Here is a 16,549-nt window from a genome sequence, read left to right on the forward strand (position 1 = left end):
ATTGATATCGACTTCACCAATTTCATCCATAAAAAGGCTGCCGCCGCAGACAAGATCAAGGTAGCCCTTTCTATCGGCTACGGCACCGGTGAAAGCACCTTTTTTATGCCCAAAAAACTCACTTTCCATAAGACCGGCGGGAATGGCACCACAGTTTACGGGAATAAATGGGTGCTTACTCCGGTCGCTGAGATCATGAATCGCTCTGGCAACCAGTTCTTTTCCCGTTCCGGATTCTCCATAGATAATCACATGGGCGCTGGAAGCTGCTGCTTTAAGGATACTGTCATAAACAGCCTGCATAACAGGACTTTTACCGATAATGTTATGAAAACCATAGCGATCCCGGATGCTGGAGCGAAGCCTCAGGTTTTCCTTGCGGAGATCGGATTCCCGCTGACGCAGGTTCTCTTCTATCCGTTTTCTGTCTGAGATGTCCCGAACAATGACAAGAATTTCGTCTTCCACAAAAACAACAATGCGGGCCTCATAATACATGCGCCCTCCCCGTGCATCAAAGGGGAACTCAAATATCTGCATTTCCCGGGTAGACAAAGCCCGCTGTATGGCCTGCATGCAGGCTCCGATAATCATTTCAGGGAAAAGATCCTGAATATTTTTCCCTTCCAGAGTACAGATTCTGTTGGCACACCTCTGATCTTCAAAGGGCTTGTAGTTGAGGCAAAACCCGTCTGGTGCCAGATGCAGCATCATATCCGGAACAGCATTCAGAAGGGCCCGCGTTTTAGCCTCGCTCTGGCTGAGTGCCTTTTCCGCCATCATCCGGCGCTGGATGTTATGAAAAAATGTAAGGCTGGCTCTCTGGCCTTTCCAGTTGATTTCTATGGCATGAATTTCAAACCAGTTGGCTTCACCTGATTTGGTTATCAGCCGGAAAGGATACACATCCGGAACCGGTTCATAGTCCATACGCTGGGCATAGCGCAGCTCTACCATCGGGAGATCTTCCGGATGAACAAATTCCCGGAAATGATGATCCACCAGCTCATCATGGGTGTAGCCCATGATTCGAACGCCAATGGCATTTACATAGCGCAGAAATCCATCCTGAAGCACAATAATGGCATCGGTGGTATTTTCAAAAATCAGCCTGTCATCCGGATGGATACGGCTTGCAACGGTCATGCTGTTATTGTTCGATAGCACGCGCCACCTTCTCCCTCAAAATGATAAAAGGGCTTTTCAGGAGATTGACAAACGGAACCGAAAAGCCTATATAGCCTTGGATTTCTTCACCATGCCTGGGTGGCGGAAATGGTAGACGCAAGGGACTTAAAATCCCTCGGTCCAAGGGCTGTGCGGGTTCGATTCCCGCCCCAGGCACCATATTATAAGACAAGCCGCCTTTTGGCGGCTTTTTTTGATCCATACCCTGCCAGCAAATCAATGTTCCCTTCTCCCGAACTAAAACGGATCAAAACAGCAAAAAAAGTCTTATTAAGCAATAATTCCTACACCGAAACAGCCATTTAATCAACCAGCACCCATTAAAAACCGAAACCTGACGGACAATCCCGCATGGAATGAAACGGGCAGTCCGTGAAGTGGCAGGTAGGGCTCAACGTAAAAAAGGCAGACAGAACTTTTTATTCCGCACAGGGAAGCCTCAGGCTTATCGGATACTATCCGAAAGGATTTCGCCAGAAGCATACTCACTTTTTAGCAGAACCTACTTCCTCACAATTTACACTGTACCAGTCCGAAATGCGAACCCATTGCTTTCGCCGTTCTTCTGACTGACGTCTTTCCCCTCCCATTCTCCTTTCGGGGTTGTCATGAATGAAGTAGGTCAGATCATGGCTTTCTCTGCGGTCCTGAGGACTTCGCCTGTCACTGGGTTGTCTTGATTGTGTGGAACGACAGAATAATGAATTGAATTTCATAATAAGACTCCTTTCCACTGATACAGAAGAAACCGACAATGCTGGGGTAGTGCCGGAAAAACAGCTTCATGCAAAACAAATGCGGGTAGATCCGAAGAATACTCGCCTATGTAACTCCCTTTATCAGATGATAACAATATTCCTGGAAAAAGGAAGGATCGAAAAAAAATTATGCGTCGGCAGAAATTTTTCTGCATAAAAAAAGGCAAGTCCTGAACCCGTAGGGCTCTACCCTTGCCTTTTATCAATAAGACCGTTTACCATTCAAAAGATCAGGCACCTTAGATCTTTTGAACAGATCTGAAAGAATCATTCCTTTGCAGGGAAGCTTCGTACATATCAGCGCATACGTTTATTTCTTTTATGGGTATCGATGAACATGCGGATTCTTGCGTAAGGAGCAAAACGCTGATCATCCGTTCGGATATGATTCAAAAACCACTCTCCAAGATAGGCCAGGCTTTCTGCTTTGACATTTTCAGGCGAATCTGCCAAGGCCCTGCGTATATTCAGGGTTTTTCTGATAAACAGCTTATGCAGTTTCCGGTGATCCACCAGTTCAGGATAGCCCTGCTGCTGCATAATCTTTTCTTCTAGTGCAAAATGGATGCGAAGCCCTTCTCCCAGCTCATTGATGAGATCAAAAAGAACTCTGGGCTCCGCTTTTTCCATATGCTTTACGTAAATTTTATTGATATGTTCCACAATTTTTCTTTTTTGCTCATCAATATTCTGAACACGTACGTTCAGACTGTCATCCCAGATCATCTGTTCCATGATATCTCCTGAAAAGTCTAAACCGATAAACTACTTACCGGATTTTCTGCATACGGTTGCACTTACGCCCGGACTGAACAACTTCACCATTTCGGACAATACCTGCCCTGATGTCATTCGGGCAGAAACCTGTTTCATGCAGGCAAAGGTCTGCGTGATCCAAAAAAGCCGGGCTTACTGAAGTATGCCTATCCATATTCCTTATTATCACCGGCAGCACTGTCAGGCAAGGACAACAGCTCCTGCCCTTCCTTCAGGCGCATGGCTACCAGAATATGGATTCTGGTTCCGGCACCGGGAGAAGACTGGATCTTCATTTTACCTCCCAACAGGGCTACCCTTTCCTCCATACTCCTGAGTCCCATACGTTTTTCCCTTGCAGCCTCTCCCATACGTTCATCGGGCAGAAACCCCATGCCATCATCTTCTATACGGAGAATAATATGGGGATGGGAAGCTACAAGCCGCACAGTGACACGATGGGCACGGGCATGTTTCCGAACATTGCTCAAAGCCTCCTGCAACAGTCTGTAGAGATTGATTTCCGTATCAAAATTAAGATCCAGCGCATCCAGACCTGCCGAAGAAAAATCCACCACAATGCCATATTTACTGCTGACATCTTCGCAATAGACAAAAAGAGTACGGACAAGTCCGAGGGCATCCAGAGTGGGAGGCCGCAGATCATAGGCAAGATCCCGTACCGCCTGTATGGAGTTACCCAGAGTCCGGTTTAGTATATCAGCTTTCACACGAAGTGTATGGGGCACATCTTCCCATGTATCAAAAAGATTCTGGGACATAATTTTAAGGGTGGCAAGATCCTGGGCAATATGGTCATGGAGATCCCTGGCTATTTTTTGCCGTTCATTTTCCTGTGCCCGGATCAATTCCTGGGTCAGAATTTTGATCCTGTTTTCCGCCGACTTGAGCCGGGTAATATCTCTGCCTGTACACAAGACACTGGCTACCGTTCCTTCACTGGACCACTCAGGAATAAGACGCCAGTCATATACCCTGCCACCCTGAGGATTGGGGCAGGTAAAGGTAAAATCACGGGCAACCCCTCCTTCAAACACAAGGGGTAACTGTTTGCCCATGAGCTGGCAGAGACCTTCTTCAAACTGAACCTCATGCAAACCTTTTCCCCTAATTTCCCGGGGAACCAGGCCAGAAATACGATTCACAGCGCTGTTGGCAAAAACAAGGGTAAGATCATTGGCAAAACGAATGATAATATCCGTGGAGTTTTCCGTGAGAGCCCGGAAGGTTTCCTCTCTTTTAAGCAGCTCGGCTTCCACCCGTTTACGGTCTTCTATTTCCCGTAAAAGTTTCTGGTTGGTTCGCAGCAGCTCTTCCGTACGCTCTGCCACCCGCTCTTCCAGTTCATCCCGGGATCTGCGCAGGGCATCTTCCACCCGTTTCCTGTCACTGATATCCCGCATGGAGCCAATGATTCGCAAAGGATGGCCGTCTTCATCATGAACCTGTTCAGCATTCACGGAAAACTCACGTATTCTCCCATCCCTGTCTTTCAACTGCAGCTCAACATCCTTAATCAGCCCCTGCTCCTTCACCTGCCGGAACAATCCGCTGCGGACCTCTTCCGGATTCTGACAATACGAAAAAAAAAGATTTCCTATCAGCTCGTCCCGTTGAAAGAGTGACGCTCTTTCAATGGCAGGGCTTATTTCCAGCAGCTTGCCGTCCAGGTCCGTTTCATAATAAACATCCTGAATATTTTCAAAGATCCCCCGGTACTTCTGCTCGCTTTCTTCCAGAAGTCTGGCCGCTTTGCGCCACTGGGTTACATCCCGCATGGTACCATAAATCCGTACGGGATTTCCGTGCTGGTCGCTTTCAAGTATGCAGTTCAGTGAGCCCGTATAAACACTACCCCAGCGGGTACAGAAATCCAGCTCAAAATCCCTCAGTTCCCCACAGGCCAGAAGCTGACGAACCATAATATCTTTTTGGGAAGGGTCTTTATAAAAACGATGTATTTTCTGGCCGATAAATTCTTCTCGGCTGTATCCCGTAAAGTTCACAATAGCCGGGCTTACCTCAACAACCGTTCCATCAAAACGGATTTCACAATAAATATCCCGGATATTATCGAAAATTTTATAATAACGGTTTTTATAAGCATCTAAGTCCCTGCGAGTATCCGCGAGCAGGCCTGCCAGCAGAATGTGGCTGCGGCTTCGGCGCAATGCATAGATTCCCACCATCAGAGCCAGAAGCGTTACAGGCCAGTCTTTCAGGAAAAAATTATCATACAGACCCTGAGCAGGCAAAAAACCCTCTATGAGACCCAGACTCAGAAAAAGCAGTATCAGTCCAAAGAGAATAAGGCCCAGAAGAACATCCCGCAGCACCGTCCAGACACCGGGGTACTGCCAGATGGGAATGGCGTGGTTTCTGTCCTGATCGGATTGCCGGTCCATGATCAGACAATTTCCACTTCTGAGGGCATCAGCACATCTTCACCCCGGCCATCACTGAACACGGGCATACGGATCCCCTTAGCACGCCAGCCCCTGTGGCGTATGGTACCTTGAAAAGGAGGATCGCCTGCCACCCTGCCAACCAGTTTAATACGGGATGGATCAAAACCTTTAGGAATGGTTACCCTGCTGCCCTCTTCATCCTCCATCACAACACCCAGATCCAGATAACGGGCCAGCACCTTGCGGGCGCCTTCATGCACTGGCCGAACGGCCGCACCAATCTGGTCGTCTTCATAGAGATCCAGATCTTCTGCAAAAAAATCCAGTAGTCTTGCTTCTTTCTGCAGAGCAGACATGAGGTAGAGAAAGGTTCGTTCATCTCTGGCTTTTTTCTGCCCAGCATCCTCCGCACGTTCCGCTTTTTGGGGACTCCCCGTTTTTACCGCACTGGCAGTTTTGGCAGATATGGATACGGAAGACTGGGCAGCCTGATTTCGTAATGCCAGCGTGCAAAGTCCCCGGAAAATAACCGCACAGATAACGCCAGCAAAGGCACCCGCGTGGGGCAGAACCGGCCTCAGGTCATCCAAATAGGAAGGTAACGGGTACCGTTCAGGGGGCAGCCAGGCGGCAAGCCAGCCGACAAGGGCACATACGGGAACAAAAAACAAAAGAGCCAGCCAGAAAATACGTCTTGCAGGTTTTACATACGGTTTCACAATCTCTCCTTACCCATAACCATAGGGGATCTGTCACAGAATGTCCGCTCAAAAAAGCAGGACCACCATGCACATCATTTTACCAACAGTATCTGTTCTGCACACCTCTCCCTACGGGAAACGGTTAAAACCAACATATATCTTTTTTCCTTCTTTACCACAGGAGAAGGCCAGTAACACAGTTTCTTTTCTTTCTTTATCATGGGGCAATGGTCAGAAACACAGTCTTTTCACCATCTCCCACCGGGTGCATTTGTAGTTGCCAGCAACCTGAACCTCCCCATGGCTGAAGCCAGGCGCTTGCCAGTGACTTCCGGTAAATGGTGCAATACCCTGTTCTTTTCCCTTTTGCTGTGGGCTGTTTTCTGTGGGAAAAACGATCTTTGCCAAATTCTGTCTCCGTGGTATAGAAGAATCAGGCACATCAAACTGATCTGTTTACCTGAAGGGCAAAGATCCATGGACGGCAACCGGCACCAGAAACCATTCATTAAAAGAGACCGTTTTGACTTTGAGGTAGGGTATCTGACCCAAAGCCCATGCCTTACATGCATATACAGGGAAACATTCCCTTCCTGTTTTCATGGCTGCCTTGTGCTGGATGCCGTACAGACCCGACTGGCTGAAGGCATTGAGCTGGGGCGGTGCGAAGAAAATGGGGAGTGCTGAACGGCAGGGCCAGCCCATTACCACAAAATTCAGTTTATGGCAGAATCGCAACCTTTAAAACTGTCTTGTGGGTTGTCAGCCACAGTTTTTGTAAATATTTTCATAACAAAAATTAGTTGCTGCCATAAAACCCTCCACCGCACCGCAATCAAATCGTCTCCCCTTAAATCTATAAGCAATGACACAACCCGTTGAAGCCTGATGGCGTAATGCATCCGTAAGCTGTATTTCTCCGTTTTTTCCTGGTTCTGTTTGTTCAAGAATGTCAAAAATATCTGGAGTGAGGATATAGCGGCCAATGATGGCCAGATTACCGGGGGCGGTTCCCAAATCAGGTTTTTCGACCATATCCTCAACCTTGACAATACGTTCACTTAAGGTTTTGCCAGAGATAATCCCGTATTTATGAGTTTCGCTTTCAGGTACTTCTTCTACAGCAACAATGGAACAGCGAAACTGACGGTAAAGACCAACCATCTGGCTCAATACCCCCTGCTCAGGAGCTATACAGAGATCATCGGCAAGTACTACAGCAAAGGGATTTTCTCCCACAAGAGAACGCCCCGTAAGGATTGCATGGCCAAGGCCTTTCATTTCCCTCTGCCGCACATAACTGAAATTTGCATGGTCCAGTATGAAGCGGATATCTGCCAGCAGTGCTTCCCTGTTGGTACCGGCTATCTGGTGCTCCAGTTCAAAATTCATATCAAAGTGATCCAATATGGCATTCTTACCGCGACCTGTTACCACGCACATGTCTGCTATACCTGCCTGCAAAGCTTCTTCCACCCCATATTCCATCAGGGGTTTGTTTACTATAGGCATCATTTCCTTGGGCATTGCTTTGGTTGCAGGCAGAAACCGTGTACCATAGCCGGCAGCAGGAAACAGACATTTATTGATCACGAGGCACTCCTCCACTTCCTGAGACACAATCCACTACCCCTTCATGGATATCTGGCTGCATGGCAGCTGAACAACTTTGATTCCATATAAAATCAACAATGTCACACTGCGGTTCATATCCTCCCACGCATTCCTTCAGTGTCTGTCGGAGAGATTCACAATTACATGTTTCCGGCGCTCCATGGGGGAAGCAGTAATGCATGGCTTCATGGATGCGCTCAATCCACCCGGAAAAGACCTGCCAGTTGTGACCATCCTCAAATGCCCGGAAAATTTTAGGATGGGATGTAGACTCCTTTCCCTGTGTATCAAGCAACAGTTCTTCATATAGTTTTTCACCGGACCGAAGTCCGGTAAAAACAATTTCGATATCACCGGATGGTTTTTCCTCGTCCCGTACGGTTCGTCCGGAAAGCAGTATCATCCTTCGGGCAAGGTTCAGAATGGATACAGGCTCACCCATATCCAGAAGAAAAACATCTCCCCCCCGTGCCATTGCACCCGCCTGTAACACCAGTTCCGATGCTTCCGGAATGGTCATAAAAAAGCGGGTAATACTGGGGTGAGTTACGGTTACCGGCCCCCCGGATTCGATCTGTTTCCGGAAAAGAGGTATCACAGAACCCGATGAGCCCAAAACATTTCCGAAGCGGACCATACTGAAACAGGTATTGTTAGTGAAACCTGCCGCCTCTTTTTCAGGCACAAGCAGGGGTTTTTGAAGGGTCTCTAAATGGCTCAGTGCCTGCAGGGCCATCTCGGCCATCCGCTTGCTTGCCCCCATAACATTGGTGGGCCGTACGGCTTTATCCGTTGAAACCAGAATAAAATGAGATACCCCCGCTACGAGAGCTGCCTGTGCTGTTACCAGAGTACCGAAAACATTATTGCGGATTCCTTCTGCCATATTCTGCTCGACAAGAGGCACATGTTTATATGCCGCTGCATGATAAACAGTGTGAACAGAAAAACTTCTGAAGGCAGCCAAAACTCTGCCCCATGCACAGACTGACCCGAGCACGGGAATAATTTTTGTTTGTAATGCCTCCCTTGACCGGATGGCCTGGAGTTCTCGTTCAATGTGGTACAGTGCAAATTCCGACTGTTCAAAAAGAATAAGCATTACCGGTTTTTGTCTCAGTACCTGACGACATATTTCCGCACCAATGGAACCTCCGGCACCGGTTACCATGACATTTTTTTGAAAAAGACATCTGGCCAGCAGGTCTTTATGGGGTAATACGGGATCTCGGCCCAAAAGATCCGCTATATCCACGTCCTGAATATCCTGAATGGCAACCTTACCTTCGGCCATTTCATTCACACTGGGTAAGGTTTTTACATGAACATTCAGATTTTCCAGCTGAGCTATGATCTGCTGTTTTCTGGATCTTGGCACGGAAGGCATGGCAAGTAGCACATATTGAATCTGATGCTGCTCTATCAGCCTTGGCAGCATGGCAGGCTCCACCACCGGCATTCCTGCCATGACCCGGCCTCTGAGTTCAGGATTGTCATCCAGAAAGGCCACAGGGAGGAATTCCCTGCTGCGGCTAAGGGCTCCCATAAGCTCAAAACCCGCCGCCCCCGCACCATAGACAGCCACAGGTGCGGCATGGGGCTTAGCCGGATGCCGCAGGGGAAGAAACAGACCCTTGAGCTGCATGTTCTGATTCACAAAGTTTCTTATAAGAAAACGACTCCCTCCAATAAATACCATGGCAAAAAGCCAGTAGTTCACCACAACTGATCGTGGGACCAGAGTGGGAAAATCTTTCAGCCAGAAAAAAATCAGGGCCAGGGAAAGGGTAGAAATGGTAACGGCATGAAAAATTGTCTTGAGGGCATCCGTTCCTATATATCTGATGATGGCACGATAAAGACCGAGACGTATGAACACGGGAATGGACAGGACAGGTCCAACGGCAAGAATCCAGAGAATATCTTTTATCTGGACATTGGCATACCCGAGCCGCAGAACAAAGGCCAGCCAGAGGGCCAGCATAATGAAAAAAATGTCAGCAAGAAGGGATAATACCCGCTTCTGCCACCTTGGCCGACCAATCAGGTAGTCGATAATCCGTCTTTTTGAAATCATTATTTCTCAACAGGGTTGAATTCGGCAGAAGAACGCAAGGGCTTCGTGCCCTGCTACCTGTCAGAATGCAAGGGAAGCTTTAGCCTTACCTTGATTATAAAAGGCAACGTGAAAATACAGAATTTCCATGGTATCCGCAAGCTCTCATCCTCAGGAAGAGAGGCTCTCCTGAAAATCATAAAAATACCAGTTTATAAATAAGGAACAGGCATGACCGTACGTATTATTTTTTCTGAAGATGACCAGCCCCTGCTTTCAGAAAAAAGGCCACCAGAGCAAGGGGCAGACAGGCAATGAGAAATGCTGCAGACCCATCCATTTTTTCCAGGGCAACGGCTACAGAAAGGGGAAACAGCCAGATAAGATTAATAAGCACCACAGCCAGAGTGACTGTTTTGTGGTTACCAGCAAGGCGGGATGCGTACTGATAGGCATGGCTTCTGTGAGCTTCATATACCTTTTCACCATAAAAAAGGCGTCTCAACAGTGTAAGCGTTGCATCGCTTATAAAGACGGCAAGCAGGATCATCCAGCACCAGAAAACAGCAGGAGAAAACCAGGCTGCCTGAATGGCAAGCAATCCCAGAATAAGTCCAATGAATCCACTACCCGCATCCCCCATAAAAATCCGTGCAACTGGAAAATTCCAGACCAGAAAACCTGCAGCAGCGGCTGCCAGAACCAAAGGGATAAGAGCCAGTCCTTTCTCTCCAAGCACATAATAAAGAAAAGCCCCTCCTATGCATACGCTCACAGCTTCTGCGCCGGCAATACCATCAATTCCGTCCATAAAATTATACAAATTTAAGAGCCATACGAGCCCCACTAATATGAGTGTCCCTGAAAACCACCCTCCATGCAGTGTATGACCCATCACCTTCATATCCGGAATACCCCCTAGCCAGTAAAGCCCCCATGCAGCCGCTGTAAAATGGCCCAGAAGACGCCATCTGGCTGGAATATGCCCCCTATCATCCCAAAAGCCTATAAAGGCAACCAGCCCACCAGCACCGGAAAAAGCCGCAACAACAGACCAGTCATTAAATCCTGCCATGGCCATGCTGAAAAGGGTAACAACAAAAATGATGACAACTGCCAGCCCTCCCCCTCTGGGCGTAGGTGTTTCATGGGAGCTGCGGTCACAGGGGGTATCCATAAGACTTTTGGAAATTGCATAATGCCTGACAATCCGGGTCAAAACATAACTGGCAAGAAAAACCAGAAGTATCATAGCGGCAACATACGGCATTATTATATCCGGCCTTTCATGAAATGTTCTGCTGTCTGCTGAAGTCCTTGCTCCATGCTTACGGGAGGCCTCCAGTTTAAAAGCCTTTTCGTTTCTTCGATGTCAACCTGAAGGTATCCAAACAGGCGCTGAACAGAGTCTCTTCTGCCAAGAGCCGATGCCATGGACTCTAAAAAAAATTGCGAAACCGGCAGGATCAGAGGGGATTTGCCCAGAGTTTTTCCCATAACCCGCACCAGGTCAGCCGTGCTGATATCAGCCCCATCGCTGACAAGAAAGGTACGGCCAGCGGCTTCGGGATGAACAATGCAGGTACGAATAAGACTAACAAGATTGTCAACAAACACAAAACTGCGTAAATTAAGGGCTTTGCCCAGTGGCAGAGGTAAACCTTTTGCCACCCATTTCATCAGAGCCAGAAAATTTGCACGAACACCAGGTCCATAAACAAGAACAGGACGAATAATCACCACTTCCATGCCCGTTTGCTCCGCAATCTTTTTCAAGCCCTCTTCTGCTTCCATTTTGGATATGGCATAATAATCGGAAGGGTTGGGCCTGTCTTCGGTTCTGAAGGGTTTTTCTGGCTGGGAAGATTCGCCGTTTACTTTGATAGAACTCAGGTAGATAAACCGATCTACCCCTGCAGCAGCGGCCTGTTCTGCAAGATGAAGAGTGCCATGGGTGTTTACCTCCCGAAAAAAATGCAATGTATTCCGTCTGTCTTTTCGGGGCAGATGGGCAAGCCCTGCTGCATGAATAACAACACCCGTCCCATGAAGAACGGGAGCCCACTCTACCCTCCTGTTCTCTCCCATGCTGTCAACATGAAGCATTTGCCAAGGGTATGAAACTTTTACTGCCTGACGTACGGTTCCTTTTACATCATATTCTTCTGCTAACTGGCGGATCACTGCAGAGCCTATAAAACCGGATGCACCCGTAACCAGAATTGATTTATTTGTTGTTTCAAGCATCTATGCCACCAACCCTTATGAAGGTTACAAGAATATGGACAGCTGCATGATTTCCGGTCTTGCTTGAGATCTGATTCATGGACGTCAAAAACACCGGAACTCCCGGAGTCAGTTGTGACTCCGGGAGTTCCGGTGTTTTTACCATATAAGGATCGTTGCTGCCACCATAAAGCTTGTCTGAAAATTATTGCCACAAGCCACGCCACACACCATATGGCTATTGTATGCGCAGGAATCAGCCAGGCATTGAATTGTTAAGATGTTTTCTTCTGGCAGTATCTATGGCTCTTTTATAAGAGAGATCAGTTTATGATTGACTTTTTTTTCATCAAACTTTTCCCTTGCAATCTGATAACTTTCCAGTCCCATTCTCAAAATTTCTTCCGGATTTTCTATGAAGTATATCATTTTTTCCGCCAGTTCATCCGGCGACCAGGGCGGCACCATAAAACCATTGACTCCCTGTGTAACCGTTTCCCTGCAACCGGGTACGTCAGTGGTAATGACGGCCCTGCCGATGGCCATTGCTTCCTGTGTACTTCGTGGAAGACCCTCTCTGTAGGATGGCAGAACAAATACACTGGAACGGGCAACCCATTCAACAACGTTACTCACATGGCCCGGATACTCAATAGTACCGCTTGCCATCAGATCTTTCAGCCTGCTTTCGGTGATACCACCCGGATTATTTTTATCCAGCCCTCCCAGCATAACAAAATGGGCTTTTGGATAAACGGCCTTCACTATTTTTGCCGCAGCCACATATTCATGCACACCTTTTTCCGCCAGCATACGACCAACAAAAATAAAAGAGACCGGATTCTGTGAAGGTGGGGTGTAGGGATAACTGAAAAGATCCAGTCCAATACCGCCTAAAATACAAATTTGTTTTACTTTGATACCATAGACTGTAATCAGATCATTAAAATCATCCTGATTGAGAAAAATAATTTTTTCAGCAAACAAAAAGGCTATTCTGTATAAAAAAACCTGAACAAATTTTAAAAAACGCCTTCTAACGGACAAACCTTCCGGCCTGTCTGTAAAGACATATCCAAGCCCTTCCAGCATGCCTATGCGCCTTTTCACACCCGCCATAACTGCGGCTAAAATACCGAAAACCACTGGCTTTGCAAAATATGAAAAAACAATATCTATACGCTTTTTTCTTAACAATGAAGCCAGCTTTACGGTATTAAAAAGATCCTTTAAAGGATTCAGACCAGACCGGCTCAGAGTATAGGGAACAGGCACAGCGCCGAGTAAAGAAATTTTGTTCATTACCGCTATATCATGAAAATCCGAGGCAAAGGCATATACCTCATAACCTTGGGAAACGAGGTCTCGGATAAGACCGGAACGGAATCCCAGGAGGGTTTCAGCTGTGCTTCCGATTATAGCCACTCTCATATCTGTCCAACCATCCGAAACTTCATGAATCCCTTCTCCGGCATAAAATACTCATGCTTCGATTGAGGATAAATACTGAGAAAAAAACAGCCTCAGCCCTATTTAATATTCTAACAACATATAGAAATAAACGCAAAGCAACGGAAGAGAAACGCCGGGATGAAAAACAGAAACCGTAAGGGTGACAGACCTTTCCCATATATATGGCTCAACCACGTGCTGTGCAAAAAGCAACATCATTCAAAAATTTTTATATATTTGTTGGCCAGTTTTTCATAGGAATGATTTTCCATGACAAATTTTTTGCCATTCCTTCCCATTTCTCGGCGCTTTTTTTCAGGGAATTCATACAAACGAAGAATTCCTTCAGCAATGGCATTCGGATTTTCCGCTTCCACTGTTATTCCGCATTCTGCTTCTTTAATCAAATCAAAGCCATTGCTGTAAGAATGCAAAACTGGCTTTTCTGCATACATATATTCAAAAATTTTATTTGCTGCCACCCCGTAGTTATAGATATTTAAAACATTCCATCCTATATAGCAGACATCAAATCTTGCAAGGAGCGAAGGAACCTGTTTTTTAGGAATGTTGGGAAGAAACGAAACATTTTTCAAGCCAGCAGCCAATCTTTCCAGTCTCTTTTTTTCCTGCCCCTTACCTACAATAACAAAGTGTATATCAGGGTTGGTGATTTGACTGGCAGCGCCAATCAAATAATCAAGAGCATTAGCACATCCTAGTGTTCCTGCATACCCGATGATAAATCCAGTTGAAGGCAACAATTTCTCCACAGAAGGCCTTAGTGGCTCATTTTCTGATATTTCGTGAAAATCTACACCATTGGGTATATATTCAAAATCCGTATCCATTCCCTTCTCGCGCAGATAATTGCCATAGTTAGGAAGGTTTGAGGTTACCTTACAAGCTTTCTCAATTCCAAATTTTTCCATCCATGCCATAGAAACAATCAAGGGATGAAATTTGGATACATTGGCCAGCTCCATTATGGTCTGGGGCCAGACATCCTTAATTTCAACGATGAAACGACAGTGGTTTTTTCTGGATAAAAAATAGGCAGGCAGAATGGGATACGTTGCCGTTGGAGCCACGATAATTGCCTGCGGTCTTGGCAATCGGGGCAAAAAAAAGAGGCTTGCAGAAAAAACAAGCCACTTCAGCAAGCGTACAGGACTATGGGACCGGTCATAGGAGGGCACCTTAACCCATATATAACTGATGCCATCAATGATTTCCTTCGTAAACCAGCCACGGGTCCGCGGAGGATTCCGCAAGAGATGCGAGTAGGATGCGGAAATAATAACCACATTATAGCCATGCCTGATAAACTCTCGGGCCAGACTGTAATGCCTGAAATGAAGGCCATGTTCCGGACTACCGGCATATTCATTGATGATCCATATGCATTTTTGTTCCGAGCATATTTTCATATAAATCCAGGAGTTTTTGTTCTTCCGTTTTCCATGTATATTGTCTCATCACCGCACTGTATCCGTTTTTGCCCATCTGTTCAGCCAAGGCAGGATTAGAGCTAAGTGAATCAATGGCTTCCGCTAATGCTGATGAATTTACAGGATCAACAAAGAGACCGCAATGGTTATTCTTTAGAATACTGCGCCACAAAGGAAAATCAGACGCAATAACCGGAATTCCAAGCCCCATATATTCAAACATCTTAACAGGAAGGGAATCAATATAGTTTGGGATGGGATGCAAAATCACTAAACCTGCCATGGCATTACGGATCAGACTACACACAGCCGTACGGTCAAGCCATCCAAGCTCGTCTACATATTGCCATCCCGGAAGTTGCCTTAGCTCATCTTTATAGTCAGATTCAGGGAAAATACCCGCCACTTTAAGACGAAGAGGTTGCCTGACCAAAGCCAGTGCCTCCACCATCTCCCGCATTCCTCTTAGAGGACTTATGCTTCCTGCATAGACAAGGTATTGTTCTGACTCTGTTTTTTCGTTTAAAAACTCCTTTGTTTCTTCCTCCATGGGAAAATTATTCACATTCACTACACAGGCATTCACAGAATGTAATCTTGCCTGTATAAAAGGGGTGGCTGTTACGATTGCGTCGAAACCTCTGCTAACGAGACCAAGGAAAATACGGGCAGTAAACGATAGACCACCTCGCAAAGCTTTGGGTATATAGGGTTTAGACAAAATCTGAACCGGAATATCTTCGTGCACATCGAAAACAACTTTTTTCCCATGCATTTTGAGCAGTATACCCCAAACAATCAGCTCAGGATCATGCAGATGATACAAATCCGCATCCAGAAGCAGTGCCTTTTTGTATACTTTCCAGGCTGTATGAAAAAATCTCTCCCCTCTTGTCTCTGGCAAACCGACATCCAGAATCCTCATCCCATCACTTGAGCACTCGTCACCCTTGCCATCCCCGACTATAAGGGTAACGGCATATTTTTTTTTAACCAGGGACCGGCACTGTTTCCAAACTATTCGAGTATCGTGGCGAGAATGTACGGAAGTAAGATGGCAGCAATGAAAAACCACTCCTAAAAATCCTCCAGTTCTTCGTCCGTATCTTTATTACATGAAGCGGATTTCCCATTAGTGAAACAAAACTTCGTTTTTTTAAACCATTCCGGCGATCCCACCCCCAGAAGCTTTGTCGAATCTGTAACGGCAATTATTTTTTCACCACATCTTCCTGCTTTTGAACTGTTTATTCGATATATCACAACCAGAATCTTTTCCTTAAGACGGGATTTGTATAATTCCAGTACCATTTTATTTTTACGCATGATTTTTTCGTCTACTACAATCCATTGTGCATCTGAGTTCAAAACAGACCCAAAAGTCAAAATGAATCTGAGTTCAGGCGCCATGGAATTCCACATTTCGGAATCAATAACCCTATCCAGATCACCAGCAGCTTCTGTCAAAGACGAAACAAAAGATTCTGGCAAGCCTGTATCAGGCCAGCCAGCATTTTCTGGCAAGCAGAATATTTCACGGATGCTTCTATCCGGGCAAGAGTAACTCCCGGACACAAGACCCATTGCGTTCACCGCACTGACAAATTCTTTTTCAGAATGACCCAGCAAAGCGGAAGCTATAACATACATTGAATACTGATTTAACTTAAACGGAGTCACCACCCCCAGGCGATCCCCCGGAACCAGCCTATAGTGATTTTCCGGATTATCATTACTGGCAAGGCCCGGATGCATGCGAAGAGTGTAGTCTGTAAGTAACTCTCTCTTTGATGGGGTTGCCTTAAACCCTTTTATAAATAAAAAATACCGCTGCACCTGAGGGTAAAAACGGTTAATTGATGTGATCAGGCCGAAGCTATTCTGTAAATTCACCAAAGCAAAGCGAAGGGCAACAACA

Annotated in this window: 14 protein-coding genes and 1 tRNA gene; 2 read left to right on the plus strand and 13 right to left on the minus strand. The window is 46.4% G+C overall.

Annotated elements, in window-relative coordinates:
- Positions 1 to 1,167: sigma 54-interacting transcriptional regulator (locus tag OOT00_RS16280; RefSeq protein ID WP_368407608.1), on the minus strand; the 1,167-nt coding region annotated here is incomplete at its 3' end.
- Between the two features lie 93 nt (positions 1,168 to 1,260).
- Between OOT00_RS16280 and OOT00_RS15115 the strand changes: the two genes are divergently transcribed.
- A tRNA-Leu gene (locus OOT00_RS15115) sits at positions 1,261 to 1,347 on the plus strand.
- Between the two features lie 326 nt (positions 1,348 to 1,673).
- Here the strand turns inward: OOT00_RS15115 and OOT00_RS15120 are convergent.
- The 4 genes from OOT00_RS15120 to OOT00_RS15135 all read right to left on the minus strand — a co-directional run bounded on the left by OOT00_RS15120 (position 1,674) and on the right by OOT00_RS15135 (position 5,850).
- Positions 1,674 to 1,904: a hypothetical protein gene (locus OOT00_RS15120; protein ID WP_265426254.1), complete on the minus strand. Its 231-nt coding sequence runs from the start codon at positions 1,902 to 1,904 to the stop codon at positions 1,674 to 1,676.
- 339 nt (positions 1,905 to 2,243) lie between these two features.
- Entirely contained in the window at positions 2,244 to 2,681 is a 438-nt protein-coding gene (locus OOT00_RS15125; protein ID WP_265426256.1) for a bacteriohemerythrin, read from the minus strand.
- A gap of 188 nt (positions 2,682 to 2,869) precedes the next feature.
- A complete protein-coding gene (locus tag OOT00_RS15130) occupies positions 2,870 to 5,128 on the minus strand; it encodes a sensor histidine kinase (RefSeq protein ID WP_265426257.1) in 2,259 nt (752 codons plus the stop codon).
- Positions 5,129 to 5,130: 2 nt separating this feature from the next.
- Positions 5,131 to 5,850, minus strand: a complete 720-nt coding sequence (locus tag OOT00_RS15135) for a DUF2760 domain-containing protein (RefSeq protein ID WP_265426258.1) — start codon at positions 5,848 to 5,850, stop codon at positions 5,131 to 5,133.
- 459 nt (positions 5,851 to 6,309) lie between these two features.
- Here OOT00_RS15135 and OOT00_RS15140 point away from each other — a divergent pair, with 459 nt between their 5' ends.
- A complete protein-coding gene (locus tag OOT00_RS15140; protein WP_265426259.1) occupies positions 6,310 to 6,519 on the plus strand; it encodes a hypothetical protein in 210 nt (69 codons plus the stop codon).
- Between the two features lie 75 nt (positions 6,520 to 6,594).
- Here OOT00_RS15140 and galU read toward each other — a convergent pair whose 3' ends face one another.
- From galU to OOT00_RS15180, 8 genes are all read right to left on the minus strand, one after another.
- Positions 6,595 to 7,425 carry a UTP--glucose-1-phosphate uridylyltransferase GalU gene (gene galU / locus OOT00_RS15145; protein WP_265426260.1) on the minus strand — a complete coding sequence of 277 codons (831 nt, stop codon included), beginning with the start codon at positions 7,423 to 7,425 and terminating at the stop codon, positions 6,595 to 6,597.
- Positions 7,415 to 9,523: a polysaccharide biosynthesis protein gene (locus OOT00_RS15150; RefSeq protein ID WP_265426262.1), complete on the minus strand. Its 2,109-nt coding sequence runs from the start codon at positions 9,521 to 9,523 to the stop codon at positions 7,415 to 7,417. Before OOT00_RS15150 ends, galU begins: the two co-directional genes overlap by 11 nt.
- Before the next feature lie 223 nt (positions 9,524 to 9,746).
- On the minus strand, positions 9,747 to 10,772 hold the full coding sequence (locus OOT00_RS15155) for an MraY family glycosyltransferase (RefSeq protein ID WP_265426263.1): 1,026 nt from the start codon (positions 10,770 to 10,772) through the stop codon (positions 9,747 to 9,749).
- Between the two features lie 2 nt (positions 10,773 to 10,774).
- On the minus strand, positions 10,775 to 11,749 hold the full coding sequence (locus OOT00_RS15160; RefSeq protein WP_265426264.1) for an NAD-dependent epimerase/dehydratase family protein: 975 nt from the start codon (positions 11,747 to 11,749) through the stop codon (positions 10,775 to 10,777).
- 279 nt (positions 11,750 to 12,028) lie between these two features.
- Complete coding sequence (locus OOT00_RS15165) at positions 12,029 to 13,159, minus strand: glycosyltransferase family 4 protein (protein ID WP_265426265.1); 1,131 nt, start codon at positions 13,157 to 13,159, stop codon at positions 12,029 to 12,031.
- 236 nt (positions 13,160 to 13,395) lie between these two features.
- Positions 13,396 to 14,610: a glycosyltransferase family 4 protein gene (locus OOT00_RS15170; RefSeq protein WP_265426266.1), complete on the minus strand. Its 1,215-nt coding sequence runs from the start codon at positions 14,608 to 14,610 to the stop codon at positions 13,396 to 13,398.
- Positions 14,567 to 15,706, minus strand: a complete 1,140-nt coding sequence (locus OOT00_RS16515; protein WP_265426267.1) for a glycosyltransferase — start codon at positions 15,704 to 15,706, stop codon at positions 14,567 to 14,569. Before OOT00_RS16515 ends, OOT00_RS15170 begins: the two co-directional genes overlap by 44 nt.
- Positions 15,707 to 15,708: 2 nt before the next feature.
- A partial coding sequence (locus tag OOT00_RS15180) for a hypothetical protein (RefSeq protein ID WP_265426268.1) occupies positions 15,709 to 16,549 on the minus strand: 841 nt, incomplete at its 5' end.

Source organism: Desulfobotulus pelophilus, assembly GCF_026155325.1.
GTDB lineage: Bacteria > Desulfobacterota > Desulfobacteria > Desulfobacterales > ASO4-4 > Desulfobotulus > Desulfobotulus pelophilus.